General features: G+C 45.8%; 18 protein-coding genes. 13 read left to right on the forward strand and 5 right to left on the reverse strand.

The annotated features are described in order from the left end of the window. Positions 1-302 precede the first annotated feature (302 nt). Positions 303-1,724 carry a radical SAM protein gene (locus tag SYNPCCP_RS14105; RefSeq protein WP_010873904.1) on the forward strand — a complete coding sequence of 474 codons (1,422 nt, stop codon included), beginning with the start codon at positions 303-305 and terminating at the stop codon, positions 1,722-1,724. Between the two features lie 269 nt (positions 1,725-1,993). Here the strand turns inward: SYNPCCP_RS14105 and SYNPCCP_RS17895 are convergent, their stop codons facing one another. The 4 genes from SYNPCCP_RS17895 to SYNPCCP_RS14120 all read right to left on the reverse strand — a co-directional run bounded on the left by SYNPCCP_RS17895 (position 1,994) and on the right by SYNPCCP_RS14120 (position 5,895). Then, positions 1,994-2,128: a transposase gene (locus tag SYNPCCP_RS17895; RefSeq protein ID WP_048908438.1), complete on the reverse strand. Its 135-nt coding sequence runs from the start codon at positions 2,126-2,128 to the stop codon at positions 1,994-1,996. 439 nt (positions 2,129-2,567) lie between these two features. Then, positions 2,568-3,533 carry a hypothetical protein gene (locus tag SYNPCCP_RS14110; RefSeq protein ID WP_020862013.1) on the reverse strand — a complete coding sequence of 322 codons (966 nt, stop codon included), beginning with the start codon at positions 3,531-3,533 and terminating at the stop codon, positions 2,568-2,570. A gap of 16 nt (positions 3,534-3,549) precedes the next feature. Continuing rightward, positions 3,550-4,722, reverse strand: coding sequence for a DUF1822 family protein (locus SYNPCCP_RS14115; protein WP_010873906.1), 1,173 nt, complete (start codon positions 4,720-4,722; stop codon positions 3,550-3,552). Positions 4,723-4,791: 69 nt separating this feature from the next. After that, entirely contained in the window at positions 4,792-5,895 is a 1,104-nt protein-coding gene (locus tag SYNPCCP_RS14120; RefSeq protein WP_010873907.1) for a hypothetical protein, read from the reverse strand. Here SYNPCCP_RS14120 and SYNPCCP_RS17175 point away from each other — a divergent pair. From SYNPCCP_RS17175 to blaOXA, 11 genes are all read left to right on the forward strand, one after another. Continuing rightward, on the forward strand, positions 5,894-6,055 hold the full coding sequence (locus SYNPCCP_RS17175) for a hypothetical protein (RefSeq protein ID WP_158299084.1): 162 nt from the start codon (positions 5,894-5,896) through the stop codon (positions 6,053-6,055). The genes SYNPCCP_RS14120 and SYNPCCP_RS17175 overlap by 2 nt on opposite strands. A gap of 507 nt (positions 6,056-6,562) precedes the next feature. Further along, positions 6,563-8,842, forward strand: a complete 2,280-nt coding sequence (locus SYNPCCP_RS14125) for a PAS domain S-box protein (protein WP_010873908.1) — start codon at positions 6,563-6,565, stop codon at positions 8,840-8,842. Between the two features lie 7 nt (positions 8,843-8,849). After that, positions 8,850-9,479 (forward strand): response regulator transcription factor, encoded by a 630-nt coding sequence (locus SYNPCCP_RS14130; RefSeq protein WP_010873909.1) that lies wholly within the window; start codon positions 8,850-8,852, stop codon positions 9,477-9,479. 221 nt (positions 9,480-9,700) lie between these two features. Continuing rightward, entirely contained in the window at positions 9,701-10,258 is a 558-nt protein-coding gene (locus SYNPCCP_RS14135) for a DsbA family protein (protein WP_010873910.1), read from the forward strand. 42 nt (positions 10,259-10,300) lie between these two features. After that, positions 10,301-11,131 carry an alpha/beta fold hydrolase gene (locus tag SYNPCCP_RS14140; RefSeq protein WP_010873911.1) on the forward strand — a complete coding sequence of 277 codons (831 nt, stop codon included), beginning with the start codon at positions 10,301-10,303 and terminating at the stop codon, positions 11,129-11,131. Between the two features lie 245 nt (positions 11,132-11,376). After that, positions 11,377-12,111: an SDR family oxidoreductase gene (locus SYNPCCP_RS14145; protein ID WP_010873912.1), complete on the forward strand. Its 735-nt coding sequence runs from the start codon at positions 11,377-11,379 to the stop codon at positions 12,109-12,111. A 330-nt stretch (positions 12,112-12,441) separates the two neighbouring features. Next, positions 12,442-13,233: a CPBP family intramembrane glutamic endopeptidase gene (locus SYNPCCP_RS14150; RefSeq protein ID WP_010873913.1), complete on the forward strand. Its 792-nt coding sequence runs from the start codon at positions 12,442-12,444 to the stop codon at positions 13,231-13,233. A gap of 691 nt (positions 13,234-13,924) precedes the next feature. Next, complete coding sequence (locus SYNPCCP_RS14160) at positions 13,925-14,788, forward strand: SDR family oxidoreductase (protein WP_010873914.1); 864 nt, start codon at positions 13,925-13,927, stop codon at positions 14,786-14,788. A gap of 69 nt (positions 14,789-14,857) precedes the next feature. Next, entirely contained in the window at positions 14,858-15,022 is a 165-nt protein-coding gene (locus SYNPCCP_RS17345; protein ID WP_020862010.1) for a hypothetical protein, read from the forward strand. A 58-nt stretch (positions 15,023-15,080) separates the two neighbouring features. Next, on the forward strand, positions 15,081-15,482 hold the full coding sequence (locus SYNPCCP_RS14165) for a RidA family protein (RefSeq protein ID WP_041426059.1): 402 nt from the start codon (positions 15,081-15,083) through the stop codon (positions 15,480-15,482). Between the two features lie 78 nt (positions 15,483-15,560). Further along, positions 15,561-16,475 (forward strand): class D beta-lactamase, encoded by a 915-nt coding sequence (blaOXA, locus tag SYNPCCP_RS14170; protein WP_010873916.1) that lies wholly within the window; start codon positions 15,561-15,563, stop codon positions 16,473-16,475. A 78-nt stretch (positions 16,476-16,553) separates the two neighbouring features. Here the strand turns inward: blaOXA and SYNPCCP_RS17900 are convergent, their stop codons facing one another. Continuing rightward, positions 16,554-16,739 carry a hypothetical protein gene (locus SYNPCCP_RS17900; protein ID WP_020862007.1) on the reverse strand — a complete coding sequence of 62 codons (186 nt, stop codon included), beginning with the start codon at positions 16,737-16,739 and terminating at the stop codon, positions 16,554-16,556. Positions 16,740-16,855: 116 nt separating this feature from the next. Here SYNPCCP_RS17900 and map point away from each other — a divergent pair, with 116 nt between their 5' ends. Then, on the forward strand, positions 16,856-17,680 hold the full coding sequence (gene map, locus SYNPCCP_RS14180; RefSeq protein ID WP_010873918.1) for a type I methionyl aminopeptidase: 825 nt from the start codon (positions 16,856-16,858) through the stop codon (positions 17,678-17,680).

Below are 17,680 nucleotides of genomic sequence, written 5' to 3' on the forward strand. Positions count from 1 at the left end.
CCCCTACCATTCTGGCAAATAGCTTAACAATTTTTTTCAAATACTTGCTTTTTTTTAACTAGCTCCGAGAATTACTCCGGCGATCGCCATAATCTCATTAGCTAGAAAACTAGGAGTGCCTAACAACAGACTTACCCGGATGGAGTTACAGTTTTGTTAAGATTAGTTACAGGTTAATCCGGCAGGGAAAAGTTAATATTCTTGACGACATTGCAAGAACGGTCGAGTTAATGCCACATAACAAATTAAATGTAGTAGACAAAGAACAGAGTTAGGATACAAACCTTGAAATACCATCTACCATGGAGCACAAGCCAAACGAGTTTGTGAAACGAGCCATGAAAATCGATATCATTATTGTCTACATTCAGCGATATCGAAAGGGACATGAGGTTCATTTTGTCCCGCCGCTGACTGGTATCCATCTTGCTGCCCTGACCCCGGCAAAACATACTGTTCGAGTTATTCACCAACAGGTTGAAACCGTAAATCTAGACAGCGAAGCTGATGTAATTGTCCTCTCCTTCTTCAGTGGTTTTGCCCCGGAAGCATATCGCTTAGCAACGGAATATCGAAAACGGGGCAAGATAACAATCGCGGGTGGTCCTCATGTAACTTTTGCCCCAGAGGAAGCTCTGAGATTTGTGGATAGTATTGTCATCGGCGAAGGGGAGTCGGTCTGGGAGCAAATTTTCCAAGATATCGAACAGAACACTCTTCAGCAGCGATATATTGGTGAAGCAATTCCCCTCACAAATATCCCCACTCCCCGGTACGACCTGTTACCTCCGCAGTACTTCATTCGACGGGTTGTTCAAGCCACTAGAGGATGTCCATTTACCTGCTCATTCTGCACTGTACCCGTTCTCAATCCCGGCTTTCGTACTCGCCCTGTCGAGGCGGTGCTGAACGACATCCGATACAACAAATTCAAATGGTGGTGGCAACGAAAAACTGTCTGGTTTTGGGATGATAATTTGACGGCAAATAGACCCTATATCAAAGAACTTCTGCGCCAGATGATACCCCTGCGAAAGTGGTGGTTGACCCAAGCAAGTATGGATATTACCAAGGATGACGAGCTGTTAGATTTAATGCGAGACTCTGGTTGCATCGGAATTTTTTTCGGGATTGAGTCATTTGGCCAGGAATCCTTGGAGGATGCGGGAAAACGCCAAAACAAAGTCGCAGAATATCAAGGCAAAATCAAAAAATTGCATGACCGTGGCATTGGCGTGATGGCTGGTTTTATTTCCGGTTTGGATGGAGATACCCCAGAAAGCATCCGGGATATGGCCAACCAACTGGAGGAAATTGGTGTTGATGTGCCATTTTTGAGCATTCTTACTCCTTTTAAAGGCACGCGTTCATACTCAAAGATGATGGATACGGATCGGTTGCGTTCGGATTTGGGGTGGGAGTTTTACAATGGCTATAATGTCACATTCGTGCCCAGTAAAATGACCCCTGCAGAGCTTTTAAAAGCCCACCGAGATTTGTGGAGATCAGCCTTTAGCCTGCAAGCAATCTTTCGTCGGATTGGTAGATCCTTATTTACTTTGCGCGGGGGGGCAATGATGATGTGTAGCATCATGAATCTCTTCTACGGGCTAAAAGCTCTCACAAATAATGAACCGATTAGCTTTGAAGGAACGGATGAATATAAATCAATTCGGGAAACTATCGATTTGATTCCATACAGTCGCCAGAATTCACTAAGTTGATGAGCGCCAACATCTTTGCTGGTTACTAATGGAAAGCAAAGTCCACCCCGCTAAAACTTAGTTTTTTGTGGGGTCATTGGTCATGGCGATCGCCAAAAACTCTACTATGGGTCAACCCTTAACTGTTTTGATTAGCGACAAACCGATCAACCAGTTCAACATCAATAAATTGTCTTGATCAGCTCAGGGGCCAGCAGAATCCCTCCCAAAATAGAAGATGTTAATTGTCCTTGACCTCCTCCTTGAGTGTCAATTTTTGTTCGTTTTATCTATTTTTTTAGGGCACTTTTCGTCAAACCTATTTCCCTTGCTATTTGGCTTATAGGCTTTCCTGAATCTTCGACAATTTTTACTGTCTCCGATTTCTGTTCATCTGTAAATGTTCGTCTTCGTTTTTGGCTCATTTGGACATTCTCCTTGATTTTCGACTCTTTGGATTTGTCCACTTTTTTCAGTCAAGTTCAGTCCTCGTTAAGGGTAGGGAAATGAATTTGTGAAGAAAGAATTCCTTGACTAGGGCTAAAAATAGGTGGCGTTTGATAGACCGTTAATTGCGATAAAACTTGAATAACAGGTTGAATTGCACTCATTGTGATATTCCTCGTCTTTGGCAGAACTGTAGAGTTATCGGCCCATGGGGGAAAAGTTATTCAATGTACCTCAACAAAATTAATTTACTGGGCTGAAATCCTTACCCTATCAAAGCTTTGGACATTAATATTTCACTATTAATTTACTGGGCTGAAATCCTTACCCTATCAAAGCTTTGGACATTAATATTTCACTTATCTAGGGCTCATTCAATGGGAGAGAAAAAATATTTTACTGATTTTGCATAACTTTTTAGCCCCGCCCCCGATAACTATTTGACGGTGGATCAAATCCTGGACCCGAGGCGATCGCCTGTTGGAAGGAAAGTTGCAGATCGGGGATAGTTACCCCCTGTCGTCCTGCAAATAACATCGCTGCTAGTTCTTGGCCATAGGAGGCTTCACTGTGGCCAGAGTAAACAAACAGATCAAAACCTGGCGATCGGCGCAGAGTACGACTAAGTTGGCCATAGTCTGGCTGTAATAGTTCGGTAACTTGCACCCTCAAGCCCCTATTTTTAGTCAAATTAGCCAATATCTGGCGATCGGGTTCGAGGTCAATGCCATCACTGTTGCCAATCAGATGCAAAATTCGCAGTTCAGGGCATAGGTAACGGTGGAGCTTGGCGGTGAAATTAGTGGGATGGGTAACGGAAGTTGGGGCAGGAGTGAACGAGTATTGACAGGTATTAACCGCACAATGGATTTTTGGTGAGGCTGATTGCAGTAGGGGCCATTCCTGCCAGGGTAATTTAGCTAAAATCGCCGCTGTTTCTGGGCTGGTTTGATACAGAGATTGACCTATCTGCAAAATCAACAAAGTTTCCCCATCGGACTGGGAAAGACAGCGCAGTATTTCCTTTTCTAAATTTTGCCAAGCGGGTAGGGAAGAACTCAACCATTGCACCATGGCTTGGCGGAGGAGCTTTCTTTCCGTTCCCTGGCCTTGATACTGGTAACTGGTGGCAACGGCTTGGGTGCTAATGATCCTAATGCCCCGACGGCGATGGGCTTGCCCAGGGCGAGGACTGGTGATTTCCAAAGCCCAATCTTGGTACAGCTCCGCTAAGGGGGAAGTTATGGGGGGTAAAGTGCCGTAGAAATCCCTTTGCACCGTGGTGACCGAGGAACCATCTATCCGTTCCACATCCAACGCCACCGTAAAACCAGACTGAAAATCACCATTAATGACCTTGAGCAGAAGAAATTGCATTGCCATCAGATTTTTTTGCACCCTAAAGATGAATATCTTCCGTTACAGCTAATTCTCCCAGGGATACCCGAATGCGAAAATCACTGCCGGGGTCAATCTCTAGGCTCATTTTGAGGAGATTTTTTCCCCCTTGTTCTTCCTCTCCAACCCCAATACTGTCAATTAACTGGTCATCGGTGGTTAACAATGCCAATGCTAATCCTGCCGGTAAAGTTTGTGTTGATTGCAAAGGTTGCAACGTAATCAAACCGGCAATGGTATGGTCACCCCTAGGCATCAAAGAAACGGTTAACGTCAACGGGATTTGCCCTAAAGCCAGGTCATGGGCAATGGTTTTGGTAACACTATGCACCGCCTGGGGATGTTTGGCATCAATGCGGGCTAGGGTGCCAGCGGCTAACCAGCGGGTATCTTCATTGTTCGTGCCATCAATGATTTCCACCAATTTGGCGATCGCCTGGGGTTGATCATTTTCGGTGGCTAATTCCCCCAGAGTAATAATTAATCTTTGCTTGGTAGCCTCATCCTTGGCTCCCTGAAATTTGTCGATAATGCGCTCCACTGTGCCCAAGCTACGGACAGGAATTAACTGGGGTACCCATTGCTCCGTTCCCAACTGCCAAGTGGTAGTGGTAACCCGTTCCACCCAAGTTTGAATCACGTCTGTCACCCGATTAACGGCATTTTGCACTACTTCCACTGGGGCGAGAACCATTGAAGCTTGTTCCGCAGTGGCAATAACCCGGAATAGTCCTTCTATGGGTTGTAACTGTTGTTTAGGCACTATTTCCGCAGTAAAAGATTCTAAAAAACCGAATATTTCCCCTTGGCGCAGGTCTTCACTAATTTCCACCACCGCATAGCCTAATCTGTCCTGCCAACTTTCCGCCCCAAAATAAATTTCCTCTTCTTGGTGACCAATGCCCCGACATTCCAAACGACCGAGATTAGGTAGGTAAAGATCAGCCACTGTTTCCCCTAAATGGATTGGTGGTTGACGGCTATAACTTTCCCCCTCGTCATAATCAATGCCGTAGATCTCCAACCAATGGGCGATCGCCCTAACGGCCAAAAGGTTTTTAATGAGCCGTTGAAGTTTTTCTCCCTGGCAACCAGATTGGAGGGCAATGGTTTTCACCCATTGATGATCCGCTGAAGTTAGGGGAATTTTCAAATTATTATCGATGGCAACCATAAATATTTCCTAAAAGTAATTAATAGCGAATACAAATACTACAAAAGTGATTTAATCTTCTACAATTAGTTATCGGCTCTGGCTCAAATTTTTATGCACAAATTGCAAAATATGGGGCAGTAGCTGAAATTCGTAAAACCGCTCCAGTTCCCCCGGCTCCACTCCTAACGATTGCGCCACTTGGGTTAGTCCCTGCCTCGGCTTTCGGATGGTCAACAGTAGCTCCTGCAACAGCCTTTGCCCTGTAATCCCTGGTTTTTGAGCCAAGCGAAGTTCCCTTAAAGTTGACTCCGTTTCTATCCATTCCTGCAATTGTTGTTCAAATTGGTTTTGCCTCAATTCTTTCTTTCCCAACAGTCCCCGCAGATGCTCACAGGGATTAATGGGGGTATCGGGTTGGATAAAGTCATAATTGCTTTCCATAAAGGCGATTAACCTACCGCGGCACTGACGCTCGTAGAAACTGCTCAAAGTGGCGATCGCCACCCCATATTCTTTTGCCAACTGATTCCACTCCACTTCCTCGATAAAACGCTTTTGCAGTAATAATTGCGCTGTTATTGTTGGCTGGTTTTTAACCGTCACCCCAACTAATTCCTCCTCTAATTGCAACCAGTCTTCTATGCCCCGACGCATAATGTCAGCGTCTTGTCCGTAGGAAGGGGAGGTTATCATGGCCAGCAGATCTTCCCGATCATCCTCGGATGTACTGGATTGGACTTGTTGCCGTTGTTGATATTGCTTTTCCCGTTGGGTCTTGAACTCATTTTTGAGCCGGAAGTTTAACCAAGTAGCTACCTGGGCTTGCTGGGCGTTGTAGTCCCGATAACGACGATAGAAATATTCCAGGGTCTTCAACCACGCTTCAGCGTAGGCATCCTGGTACTGCTCTTCGTAATTACGCCATAGTTTTTCCGATGCTTCCAGTATTCCCATAGCCTGGGCGAGTATTTCCCTTTCACACAGGGTTTTTTGGATAGGGTCAAGGCCATCCCCGGACAATTTTTTCGCCTGTTCAATGAGGAGTTGGAGTTGCAGGTTTACATCATCCCCAGCAATGCGGACTACTTCGCTGAATATTTGTCTCAGAATTTGCTTCCGCTTAGCACTAACAGGAGATAACTGTCCCAACCTCTGGCGATAATAGTCGAGGGAACAATGATCTTTTTCCATGGCTACATCCCCAGATATTACCGTTGCAATTCAAAACTGCTATTTTACTTTGTTGGCGATCATTTCTTTTTGGGGTGATATACCAAAACTTGCTATACGACATCCGATACAACAAATTCAAGTGGTGGTGGCAACGAAAGACCGTCTGGTTCTGGGATGATAATCTAACCGCAAATAGAAACTATATCAAAGAACTTCTACGCCAGATGATATCTCTGTGAAAGTGGTGGTTTATCATGCTCCCTGTTATACTACAGAGGAAGATATTACTTAATCTTTACTTTATTTACTAAAGTGATCTTTTAGGCATTTAAGTCTAAAAGGTCGTTGTCAAAAGTTTCCTTAGTCAGGGATAGTAAAGGCTCTGAGAGGAAAGATTCAGATAGTTCTGGAGATGATAGAGTTGAGACTTTATAAGCAGATTTTAAATGCTTCTCACTCACTGTTCAGTCCCTATCATTATCATCAAGCTTTACAAAACGCTGTTTTGGCAAGTCAACATTTTGAAGAGGTTAGAGCCATGACGGTTTTATCTTTATTCTATTTGTACTATTCTACGCCATTTTTGAGCCTAGTGCATGGTGATTCAAGTTCTGAAAAAGCAGCTTGGCTCAGTTGTGTTAATACTAACCAAGAAAAGATGCAAAAATAGGCGGAACACGCCCCAATGAATTACTTGCACAAATATCATCTAGTTGAAGCAGAAAAAGCGCGGGTCTTAGGGCAATTCTTTGAGGCTGAAGAGTTTTATGAGCGAGCGATCGCAGGTGCTGCTGAAAATGAGTTTATTCAAGAAGAAGCATTGGCTTATGAATTAGCGGCTAAACATTATCTAGCGCGAGGTCGAGAAAAAATTGCTCGAACTTATATGAAAGAAGCGCACTATTGCTACGATCGCTGGGGCGCAAAAGCTAAAGTTAAAGACTTAGAAAAACGGTATCCACAATTACTCAATTCCAACTTGATTCGGCAATCAACTTTGACTGAGGGAATGATCAGTCATTCGACCGCCGTGATGAAAGCGGCTCAAGCCCTCTCAGAAATTATCCATCTTGATCAATTGATTGCCAGGTTACTGTTGATGGCTCAGGCAGCAATTTCACTAGAAAATGCTCGGCTGTATGAACGGCTAGCAAACTATGCCAAAACACTGGAAAGGAAACTAGAAGAGCAAACTCAAGCATTACAGCAGGAGATCATCAATCGCGAACGAACAGAAGACGCATTACGACAAAGTGAAGCGAATTATCGCAATCTGCTACAAACCGCGAATTCAATCATCATTCGCTATGATCCGCAAGGACGGATTCACTACATCAACGATTATGGGGTAAAACTCCTCGGCTACAAAGAACATCAAATCTTAGGACGAACCTTATTTGAAACCATCATTCCGGACATCGAAATCTCTGGGCGTGATGTCAAACCTATGGTTCACAATTTACTTCGCAACCCTCAATCGTACCCGCAAGGTGAGGGTGAAAACCTGTGTCGAGACGGTCGGCGCGTTTGGGTTGCCTGGTCGAATCAAGCTATTTTCAACGATCGGGGAGAGGTGGTTGAAATCTTATCGGTGGGCAATGACACCACTCAGCGTAGACAAGCAGAAGAGGCATTACAACGTAGTGAAGCTAAGTTCCGCAACATCTTTGCAAATTCGCAGGTTGGTATCTACCGTAGCCGTATCGGTGATGGCTTAATTCTCGATGCCAATCAACGCTTTGCCGATCTGTTTGGCTTTGATTCACCCCAAGAGATGATTGGGATTGAACACACTACAGGCTATTGGGTCAATCTCAGCGATCGCCAACAAGGCATTGAGGTGATAAAGCGGGATGGGGAAGTGCGAAATTATGAAGCACAGATGCGAAAACGAGATGGGACAGTGTTTTGGGGACTTTTCTCTTCTTATCTGAATGCAGCCGATGACTACATCGAAGGGGTGATTGCAGATATTAGCGATCGCAAACAGGCAGAAGTCGCGTTGCAAGCCTCTGAAGCGGAACTGCGGGCGCTCTTTTCAGCCATTCCCGATCCGCTATGTATCATCAATGCTGAAGGGCGATTGCTCTGCACAATCAAAGGAACTTCATCTTATGGAGAGGAGTGTACTGGCAAAACGCTGCATCAACTTTTTGCCAAAGAACAAGCTGATGAATTTCTGGATTACATTCAGCAGTCGGTGAGAACTCAACAAGTCCTCACCGTTGAATACAGTGATTGGATCGCTGGACGAGAAGTTTGGTTTTCGGCTCGCATTGCCCCGATTCGACATGAGCAGGTGATTTGGCTGGCGCGAGATATTACGGCGCAAAAGCAAGCAGAAGCCGCCTCGATTTTAGAAGAGCGCAACCGCATGGCACGCGAGATTCACGACACACTGGCTCAGGCGTTTACAGGCATTCTGGCTCAGGTGGGAGCGGCAAAGCAGGTGCTAACGGATGATGTAGAAGCATCTCAGGCACATCTAGATCTAATCAAAGAATTGGCGCGAACTGGACTGACTGAAGCGCGGCGATCGGTAGTAGCGCTCCGCCCTCAGCTTTTGGAGGGGGGCAGTTTACAAAGCGCTCTCCATCATCTCGTCGCTCAAATCAGAACTGCCGCAATGGATACCACTTTGTATTGTGAGGTCAAGGGGACAGCCTATGCTCTATCAACTGAAGTCGAAAGTAACCTACTGCGGATTGGGCAGGAATCGTTAACTAATGCAATTAAACACGCCAATGCTGACGAAATCCGAGTGCAGCTAGTCTACGATTGTGATCGATTCTGCTTGCGCGTGAAAGATAATGGACAGGGATTTGGAGTTGGTAGTATTCCAGCCTCTGAGGGCTTTGGCTTACTCGGCATGAGCGAGCGAGCAGAGCGCATCGGCGCACAACTAACCATTAGGAGTCAACCTGGACAGGGAACAGAGATTATTGTCACCGTCATTCGGGAGTAAAATCACGATGAGCCAAGCCACGACTATTCGGGTTTTGATTGCGGACGACCATGCTATTTTTCGGCAAGGATTAGCCACGATTATTAACCGTGACCCAGATATGCAGGTGATTGCCCAAGCCGAAAATGGGGAACAAGCAATCGCGCTATTTGAGGAACACCAACCAGATGTAACGCTAATGGATCTGCGAATGCCTGAAGTGGAAGGAGTTGCTGCTATCAGTGCAATTTGTGCGATCGTTAAATTTGCTCGAATTATTGTCCTGACCACGTATGATAGTGACGAAGATATTTATCGGGGATTGCAGGCAGGAGCAAAAGGATATCTGTTGAAAGAAACTGAACCTGACGAGCTTCTGAATGCGATTCGCACCGTTCATCGGGGTCAGAAGTATATTCCGCCCGATGTAGGAGCAAAGTTAGTTCAACGTCTCAGCAATCCGGAACTGAGTGAAAGAGAACTAGAAGTACTCGGCTCACTGGCGCAGGGCATGAGTAATGCCGATATTGCGACCGCTTTAAGTATCGGTGAAGGTACTGTTAAATCCCATGTCAATCGGATTTTGAATAAGTTGGATGTCGGCGATCGCACCCAAGCTGTGATTGTTGCCGTTAAACGCGGCATTGTCAGTTTGTAAGGTGTACTTTCGATCAGACTAGGATTCTAACTTAAGTTATAACCAGCCTTTTACTCTACGATGGCATGGTTGCTCCATCAATTTATACTATAAAAATTTTAACTTGCTGTAGAAGACGGTTTGAAGGCGATTGCCTATATTGAATTTATGCAAATAGAGACGCAGTCAAGTAATCGAGCAAGTTAATTGCAAGGTTTCATGTCTGATATAGATGTAGAAAAATGAGCAAAGATCGCAACCACGGTTCCTTACTTGTACCACCTTCAACCCAAGATTGGATGCAAGGTGTGCTGAGTGCCAAGGTCGTACTGGTGATGTATGGAGATTACCAAGACTCCAGAAGTGCGGATGTTTACAAGCTGATTAAAGTCATCAAACGAGAGCTTAGTGCTTCTTTTGGAGAGGATTATTCATGCTTTATCTTCCGTCATTTTCCGCAAGTACAGATCCATCCTCATGCTCAACGAGCCGCCCAAGCTGCCGAAGCCGCTGCTGCCCAAGGACAGTTTTGGTTAATGAATGATACCTTATTTGACCATCAACAAAGGTTGGAGAATGGTTATCTTGTCGAGTACGCCAATGATTTAGGACTTGATATTCCTCAATTTCTCAAAGAGTTGGCTAAACAAGTGCACGTTGATCGCATCAAGAAAGATATTGAAGGCGGTTTACAAAGTGGAGTGATGGCTGTTCCAGCACTTTTTGTTAATGGAATTCTCTATCGCGATTGCTGGAATATTAAACAGTTGATCGCAACCATTATTGCTTCAAGTTACTAGTCTCCCCAATCTTTGCCTCCAATTCATACTTAGGAAATTCCAATGCCTTACGTTACTGTTGGTCAAGAAAATTCTGCAACCATTGATATCTATTACGAAGATCTTGGGGCCGGTCAACCCATTGTTCTGATTCATGGATTTCCCCTCAACGGCGATTCCTGGGAAAAGCAGGTCTTGGTGCTCCTAAATGCAGGGTATCGAGTGATTACCTACGATCGCCGAGGATTTGGTGCTTCCAGTCAGCCCTCATCTGGCTATGACTACGATACCTTCGCCGCCGATTTGCATACACTCATGACCAAGCTTGACTTGCAAAATACTGTGCTGGTCGGTTTTTCAATGGGAACAGGTGAAGTCACACGTTATCTTGGCAAATACGGCTCAGAGCGGGTGCAGAAAGCTGTGTTGATGGCTCCAGTACCGCCCTTTCTGTTAAAAACAAACGACAATCCTGAAGGCGTTGACCAAAGCGTTTTCGATGGCATTATGAAAGCGATTGTTGACGATCGTCCAGCTTATTTCTCTGCCTTTTTCAAAGAGTTCTTCAATGTTGATGTGCTGCTGGGTGAGCGCATCAGCAATGAAGCAATTCAAGCCAGTTGGAATGTAGCAGCAGGGGCTTCTGCTAAAGGGACTTTGGACTGTGTACCATCCTGGCTCACCGATTTTCGTGATGATCTGCCCCGCATTGACGTGCCGACTCTGATTATCCATGGCGATGCAGATCGCATTTTGCCCCTGGAGTCCACCGCTGCAAGACTGCCAAAGCGGATTAAAAACAGTCAGCTTGAGATTATCCCTGGCGGACCGCACGCCATCAACTGGACTCATGCTGATCAGGTAAATCCCCTGTTATTGAACTTTCTTCAGTAGGAATAATCAACTACTACATTTCTGACTTACGGGAGAACTCTGTGATTCATCCATTGAATCAGGCTCACGTTAGTCTAGATGGAGTTTTGTAAATCAACAAGTTGAGTTCTGAGGACAAAAATGTTGGCGGTGCAATCGCATCTTTACTTACTGAAGATAATTGCTGAGTAAATGCTCAGAGAATTTAAGTCTTTAGCGGCATATTTCTTTAATTCACCCTCACTAAAACACAAGGAAAACTCACCATGTTAAATATAGAAAATAAAGTAATTGTCATCACTGGAGCCAGTAGCGGTATTGGTGAAGCCACCGCGAAACTGCTCGCCCAAAATGGTGCAAAAGTTGTTTTGGGGGGACGGCGGATAGACAAGCTAGAGAAGCTAATTAAACAGATTCATGCATCTGGTGGGACAGCAGAATTTAAAACGGTTGATGTCACCGATCGCCACGATGTAAAAGCATTTGTTGAGTTCGCCAACGACAAATTTGGCCGTGTCGATGTCATCTTTAACAATGCTGGCGTGATGCCCCTGTCGCCGATGAATGCCCTGAAAGTCGAGGAATGGGACAACATGATTAATGTGAATATTCGTGGCGTGCTTAATGGCATTGCAGCGGGCTTGCCAATTATGGAAGCGCAAGGGGGCGGGCAAATCATCAATACTGCCTCCATTGGTGCCCATGTGGTAGTGCCCACTGCAGCAGTTTACTGTGCAACCAAGTATGCGGTTTGGGCAATTTCTGAAGGACTGCGGCAGGAATCACAAAACATCCGCGTCACCACCATCTCTCCGGGAGTCGTTGCCACTGAACTTGGCTCTGATATCACCGATGAGTCATCCAAAGGCTTGTTAGAAGAACTTCGCAAAACCGCCCTTACCTCAGAGGCGATCGCCAGAGCCGTTTTATACGCTGTTTCCCAGCCGGACGATGTTGACGTCAATGAAATCATAGTCCGACCGACGGCCAGTACGTTTTGAAGAGAATCAATCAAAGCATAGGAGCGTTATCACCAACACAAAGGACATTGTTGTAATGAAACCATTTCATCTTTTAGCTGTTATGGCGCTTATTCTCACGGTAGGCTGTAACGCTGTCGGACAAACTTCTGTTCACAATGAAACATCAGCACCAAGTAAAAAGAGCGAAGTTGCACTGGTTACAGAGGGTTCACGCGGGTTAGGAGCGGCGATCGCCACTGCCGAGATCTTCTGCTGTTATCGTTCCCGTTGTTTTCAACTTGCTTACAATCCCGACGATGGTAGTTGCTGGCATGAGCTAATAGGATAGATCATCTGGAGATTAAACCAATGGCAATTCTGAAACAATTAGGGATTTTATTTGGATTGGGCATTGTGGGAATTGTGATGTTCACGATCACATCTATTCCTTTAGTCGAGCAACAGTTAGCGAAACTGTCTCCAGAAATACTGGAAAAAGTGCCGCCATTGTGGATTTTAATGCTTCTGCAAGGAATACAGTATTCAATTCTGCTGACAATCAGCATTCTGATCGGAATTGGCTGTGCCTATCGTGTTGGATTAAGCTCCCATTTGATTGATCATTGGGTGTTTCATACTGCTAAGTCTCCATCTTTTGCTGTTGAGATGAAGTGGAGTCTGGGTATCGGTGCAGTGGCGGCCATTGTTATCTTGTTGCTTGATCGGTTGATGCAACCTGCCCTACCTGAAACGCTACGGGCAGCAAATAATACAGAACCAAATTGGTTGAATTTGCTCACAGCAATGTTCTATGGTGGCATCACTGAGGAAATTCTGATGCGCTGGGGCTTAATGTCGCTGCTTGTTTGGATAGCGTGGAAAGCCTTCAAACAAGGCACTACATTGCCCAGTCAAGGAATTTACCAGGGCGCGATCGTTCTAGCTGCGTTGGTATTTGGACTACTACACTTGCCCGCGACTGCCGCGATCGTTCCCCTCACTCCACTTGTGATTATTCGGGCGTTGTTACTGAATGGGATTGTGGGAATCGCGTTTGGCTGGCTCTTTTGGCAATATTCGCTAGAGGCTGCAATGTTAGCCCATATCAGCTTTCATGTTTTTACCCCTATTCTTAGCGGTTTACTGGCAAGGTTGGCTTAAGTTCTGAAATAGATCTCATAGAGCTATCACTGCCCACAAAGCTTTACCGTGAAAGGTTTTACAAAGAAAAGCTTTAAAGATGGTGAGCGATGCCCACTACTTGAATTGATGCTCAACTCTACAGTTTTAAGATGGCGAATCAAATGATTCAATACAAAGATTTTGCGCCTCGGATCACTGAACGGGGACCCTTCGGCGGACCTTCCGAGTATGAATCTTTCTTGGAGGTTGTTAGGGAGGTCAATCAGTGGATTGCAAGTACGAGTATAAGGATAATCAACGCTGAAACTATTGTTCTACCAGATAGCTTGAAAAGCACAAGTGATGGTGTCTACGGCGTGACGGTCAGTAATGGAGTTTATCCAGTGATGATTAGCCAGGGCGTTACAGTCAACTACTTTCAATGTGTGCGTGTGTGGTACAGAGAATGAGCTTCACCGGAGAACAAATAATGAAACGATTCACTCACTTTCCTGTACCTCGCACTGGAAGTCTGTCTGACAGCGATCGCGCTTGGATACCTAAATCTGCCTTCGGGTCTTCAAACCAGCCTATTCATCGTCGTTAATCCTGATCCCATTGCGACTGACTTTATCCAATAGCAATATTCCTGTACGAAACGTTAATTTGAGTCTTTAAGTCTTCATTTTTTAGTCAAAATTTACTACAACACCCCATCAGGAGGTTTCCAATGAACCGGAAGATTTTAGTAACTGGTGCAACCGGGAGCAACGGTACGGAGATTGTCAAGCGACTCGCAGCAAAGAACGTGCAAGTCCGCGCCATGGTTCGTGACTTTGATCGAGCAAAGAAGATTGCATTCCCGAATGTTGAAGTGGTGGAGGGGAACTTTGATCGCCCTGAGACGCTGTTGGAGGCGCTGGCTGAAGTAGACCGTGCCTTTCTCTTAACGAACTCTACAGAACGCGCAGAAGCCCAACAACTCGCGTTTGTTGATGCCGCTCGTCAGAATGGTGTCAAGCATATCGTTAAACTATCGCAATTTGCAGCCGATGCCCATTCGCCCGTGCGCTTTTTGCGTTACCATGCCGCAGTCGAAGCGGCAATTCAAGGATCAGGAATGACGTACACGTTTCTGCGTCCCAACCTCTTTATGCAGGGCTTATTAAACTTTCAATCGACAATCACGAGCCAAAACGCCTTTTATGCGGCGATCAGTGATGCAAAAGTCAGCGTGGTAGATGTGCGCGATATTGCGGACGTTGCAGTAGTTGCCCTAACAGAAACAGAACATGAGGGAAAGATTTACAACCTCACCGGACCACAGGCATTGACTCATGCTGAGATGGCAGAACAACTCTCGGCTGCGCTCAATCGTCAGATTGCATTTGTCGATATTCCTTCTGAAGTAATGCGCGATCAACTGCTCAACATTGGGATGCCACCTTGGCAAGCAGACGGCGTGATTGAGGATTATGCGCACTACCGACGCAATGAGGCTGCAGCAGTTTCGTCTGGTATACAGGACGCAATTGGTAAAGAGCCGCGCAGTTTTAATACATTCGCCTGTGACTACGCAGCAATGTTTGGCTAGACGAAGCCCAATCAGCCTAGGCCGAATAGTACAGATATAGAGTTGAAGTGCAACTCTGGGGTAAACATTATGATGGTGCAGCATGAAAAACAAGATGAAACAGGACAGTTGGCGATCGCGCCGCGCCTATGGCTCTGGTGGACATTGGCTACTACAATTGCAGGGGCGAAGGAGAAAAGCATTGCGCTGCAAACAGAAGATGCGATTGCTACATCCTCTAGTCAGTCGCCCTAGCGCCAAACCTAAGGATTTAGAAGCCCCTATCGATCATCGTACTGAACAGAGAAAAACCATGAATAAGCCTGAGTTTTTTGTTACCCCCGGCTATGGGGAATACATGCTGAATGAATTGCATTACTCGCAAGCAGTAAAAATTGGCGATCGTGTGGAGACATCAGGTCAAGGTGGTTGGGATGACAACCTGCAAATTCCCGAGTTGCTCGCAGATGAGATTGCCCAGGCATTTCAAAATATAGAGCGAACCCTGGCGGCTGCCGGGGCAGGTTGGGAGCACGTTGTCCATGTCAATTCTTATCATGTTGGTGGGTTGCCCCCAGAGGTGAACGATGTGATGGTCAGGCTATATCGCCATTACATGCCTAACCATGCCCCAATTTGGACACAGGTAGGAGTTGCAGCACTAGGGCTGCCGACAATGCGGATTGAGATCCGGGTTACCGCAATTGTCCCATGAGTTTTGCGTGGGCGGCGCTGTCGCTAGTGCTGCTACCTACACGTAGAACAAAAACTTTTACCGCAGCAACATGGCATTATGAATCATCGTTTCCTTTTACTTGTTTCTTTGGTCGTGGGTAGCGCAGAAATGCTGCTTACTTCACCTGTCTCAGCAGAGCTTAGTAATAGACTACATACTCCACAGATTGCGCAGCGACCGAAGATAAGTAATTCGACCACCTTAGATAATAGGTCTTTGGGCAGTGTAGAAAGGCAAGAGCGATCGGATTGGGCCAGTTTCTTCGATGGCGCTGAGGCTCAAGGAACCATTGTGGTATTAGATCAGCGCGGAGGTGCTCATCAGTTGTGGGTCTACAACCAGGAACGGGCTGACAGAGCCTATTCTCCAGCATCAACGTTTAAGATTCCGCATTCTCTCTTTGCGCTTGATGCCGGGGTTGTTCGTGATGAATTTCAAGTTTTTGAGTGGGATGGAGTGGAGAGGAACTTCGCTCCCCACAATCAAGATCAAACCTTACGCTCAGCAATGCGAAATTCAGCCGTTTGGGTTTACGAAATTTTTGCTGCCGAAATCGGTGAAGCGAAAGCAAGAGAATATCTGACGCAAATTGACTACGGGAATGTAGACTCAAGTACTAGCAAAGGTGCTTATTGGATTGATGGAGCATTAACAATCTCGGCACAAGAGCAAATTCATTTTTTACAAAAGCTGTATCAGAATGAACTCCCTTTTAGGATTGAGCACCAACGATTAGTCAAGGATATTATAATCGTTGAAGCAGGGCGAAATTGGATCCTACGGGCTAAAACTGGCTGGGAAGGGCGCTGGGGCTGGTGGGTAGGGTGGGTCGAATGGCCCACAGGTCCTGTATTCTTTGCTCTCAATATAGATACGCCAAACCGATTGGACGACCTCTATAAAAGAGAGGCAATTACACGCGATATCTTGCAATCCATTGATGCATTGCCTGCGGAAGAAGATCGGAAATAGCTTAAGTGCCAGAATTGAATACTCCATCTACAAAAGAAATAGGCATTGATGCCCCGATAGATGCTAAAGGTTTGCTGTTTACTGATGTAGCAAACTTTTTGAGTTACTGGGCTGCTGTCGGCGTTCTTGCAAAGCCTTGTCAATTAATTTTGCGACCAGCCAGGAGACAGACCGTTCATCTGTCTGTGCCCATTCCTCCAGTTCTCGTTTACGCTCAGCAGGAATGTAAGCAACCACTCGCTCTAAATCCGTTTTGCCCCCCATCTTAAGTCTCACTTTTGCTTTACCTGTTTCTAAGATACCAATAATGGCCCGGCTCGTATCATGCTAGGCTATGCTGTGCTAGCATGAACCAGCATGATAGGACGAGGCTTTAATCTGTGAACCATCAAAATTTGCTTTCAATCACTAGAAATCTTGTGCATCCCCCAATTAGCTCAGGGCTTGTCTTACTTTCGGCTAGAGAATTGGACAAGATGCGGCGGGTGGGACAGCTTGCGGCGAATCTCCTCAATCATCTTGAGTCAATGGTGCAGCCTGGAGTAAGTACACAAGCTTTAAATGATGAGGCGACGCGTTGGATGGAAGATCATGGGGCAATCAGCGCCACCCTTGGCTACGCACCTCCTGGTTATCCCCCTTTCACGGGGGCAATTTGCACCAGCATTAATGAAGTGGTTTGTCATGGAATACCGAACCCAAAGCAAATCCTCAAGGACGGGGATATTATCAATATCGATGTGACCCTCAGGTTGGCAGGCTACCACGGCGACACTTCGAGAACATTTCTAGTGGGTTCGGTATCCGCAACTGCCCGAAAATTAGTTGAAGCGACTCAAGAATCGATGATGCGAGGGATTGCTGAAATCAAGCCTGGGGCAAGAATTGGTGATATTGGTGCGGCAATTCAAGCATATGCCGAGGCAAGTGGATTCTCAGTGGTTCGAGATATGGTTGGGCATGGCATTGGCAGGCAGATGCATACAGAACTTCAAATTCCTCACTATGGCAAACGAGGCAGTGGGTTGAAGCTGCGTCCAGGAATGGTTTTTACGGTTGAACCGATGCTAAACGAAGGGACTTATGAGCTTACATTTCTTGCGGATGGTTGGACTGTAATTACGAAGGACAAAAAACTCTCTGCTCAGTTTGAACACACTGTTGTTGTGACTGAGGAAGGTGTAGAAATTTTAACTCTTGCCTAA

Source organism: Synechocystis sp. PCC 6803 substr. PCC-P, assembly GCF_000284455.1.
GTDB lineage: Bacteria > Cyanobacteriota > Cyanobacteriia > Cyanobacteriales > Microcystaceae > Synechocystis.

Coding starts and splice junctions, on each gene's coding strand:
- SYNPCCP_RS17900 (WP_020862007.1), bottom strand. CDS start 16,739: ATGGGGGGCAAAACGGATTTAGAGCGAGTGGTTGCTTACATTCCTGCT.
- SYNPCCP_RS14165 (WP_041426059.1), top strand. CDS start 15,081: ATGAATAAGCCTGAGTTTTTTGTTACCCCCGGCTATGGGGAATACATG.
- SYNPCCP_RS14110 (WP_020862013.1), bottom strand. CDS start 3,533: ATGGCAATGCAATTTCTTCTGCTCAAGGTCATTAATGGTGATTTTCAG.
- SYNPCCP_RS14130 (WP_010873909.1), top strand. CDS start 8,850: ATGAGCCAAGCCACGACTATTCGGGTTTTGATTGCGGACGACCATGCT.
- SYNPCCP_RS14150 (WP_010873913.1), top strand. CDS start 12,442: ATGGCAATTCTGAAACAATTAGGGATTTTATTTGGATTGGGCATTGTG.
- SYNPCCP_RS14115 (WP_010873906.1), bottom strand. CDS start 4,722: ATGGTTGCCATCGATAATAATTTGAAAATTCCCCTAACTTCAGCGGAT.
- SYNPCCP_RS17345 (WP_020862010.1), top strand. CDS start 14,858: ATGATGGTGCAGCATGAAAAACAAGATGAAACAGGACAGTTGGCGATC.
- SYNPCCP_RS17895 (WP_048908438.1), bottom strand. CDS start 2,128: ATGAGCCAAAAACGAAGACGAACATTTACAGATGAACAGAAATCGGAG.
- blaOXA (WP_010873916.1), top strand. CDS start 15,561: ATGAATCATCGTTTCCTTTTACTTGTTTCTTTGGTCGTGGGTAGCGCA.
- SYNPCCP_RS14145 (WP_010873912.1), top strand. CDS start 11,377: ATGTTAAATATAGAAAATAAAGTAATTGTCATCACTGGAGCCAGTAGC.
- SYNPCCP_RS14135 (WP_010873910.1), top strand. CDS start 9,701: ATGAGCAAAGATCGCAACCACGGTTCCTTACTTGTACCACCTTCAACC.
- SYNPCCP_RS14105 (WP_010873904.1), top strand. CDS start 303: ATGGAGCACAAGCCAAACGAGTTTGTGAAACGAGCCATGAAAATCGAT.
- SYNPCCP_RS14120 (WP_010873907.1), bottom strand. CDS start 5,895: ATGGAAAAAGATCATTGTTCCCTCGACTATTATCGCCAGAGGTTGGGA.
- SYNPCCP_RS17175 (WP_158299084.1), top strand. CDS start 5,894: ATGGCTACATCCCCAGATATTACCGTTGCAATTCAAAACTGCTATTTT.
- SYNPCCP_RS14160 (WP_010873914.1), top strand. CDS start 13,925: ATGAACCGGAAGATTTTAGTAACTGGTGCAACCGGGAGCAACGGTACG.
- SYNPCCP_RS14125 (WP_010873908.1), top strand. CDS start 6,563: ATGAATTACTTGCACAAATATCATCTAGTTGAAGCAGAAAAAGCGCGG.
- SYNPCCP_RS14140 (WP_010873911.1), top strand. CDS start 10,301: ATGCCTTACGTTACTGTTGGTCAAGAAAATTCTGCAACCATTGATATC.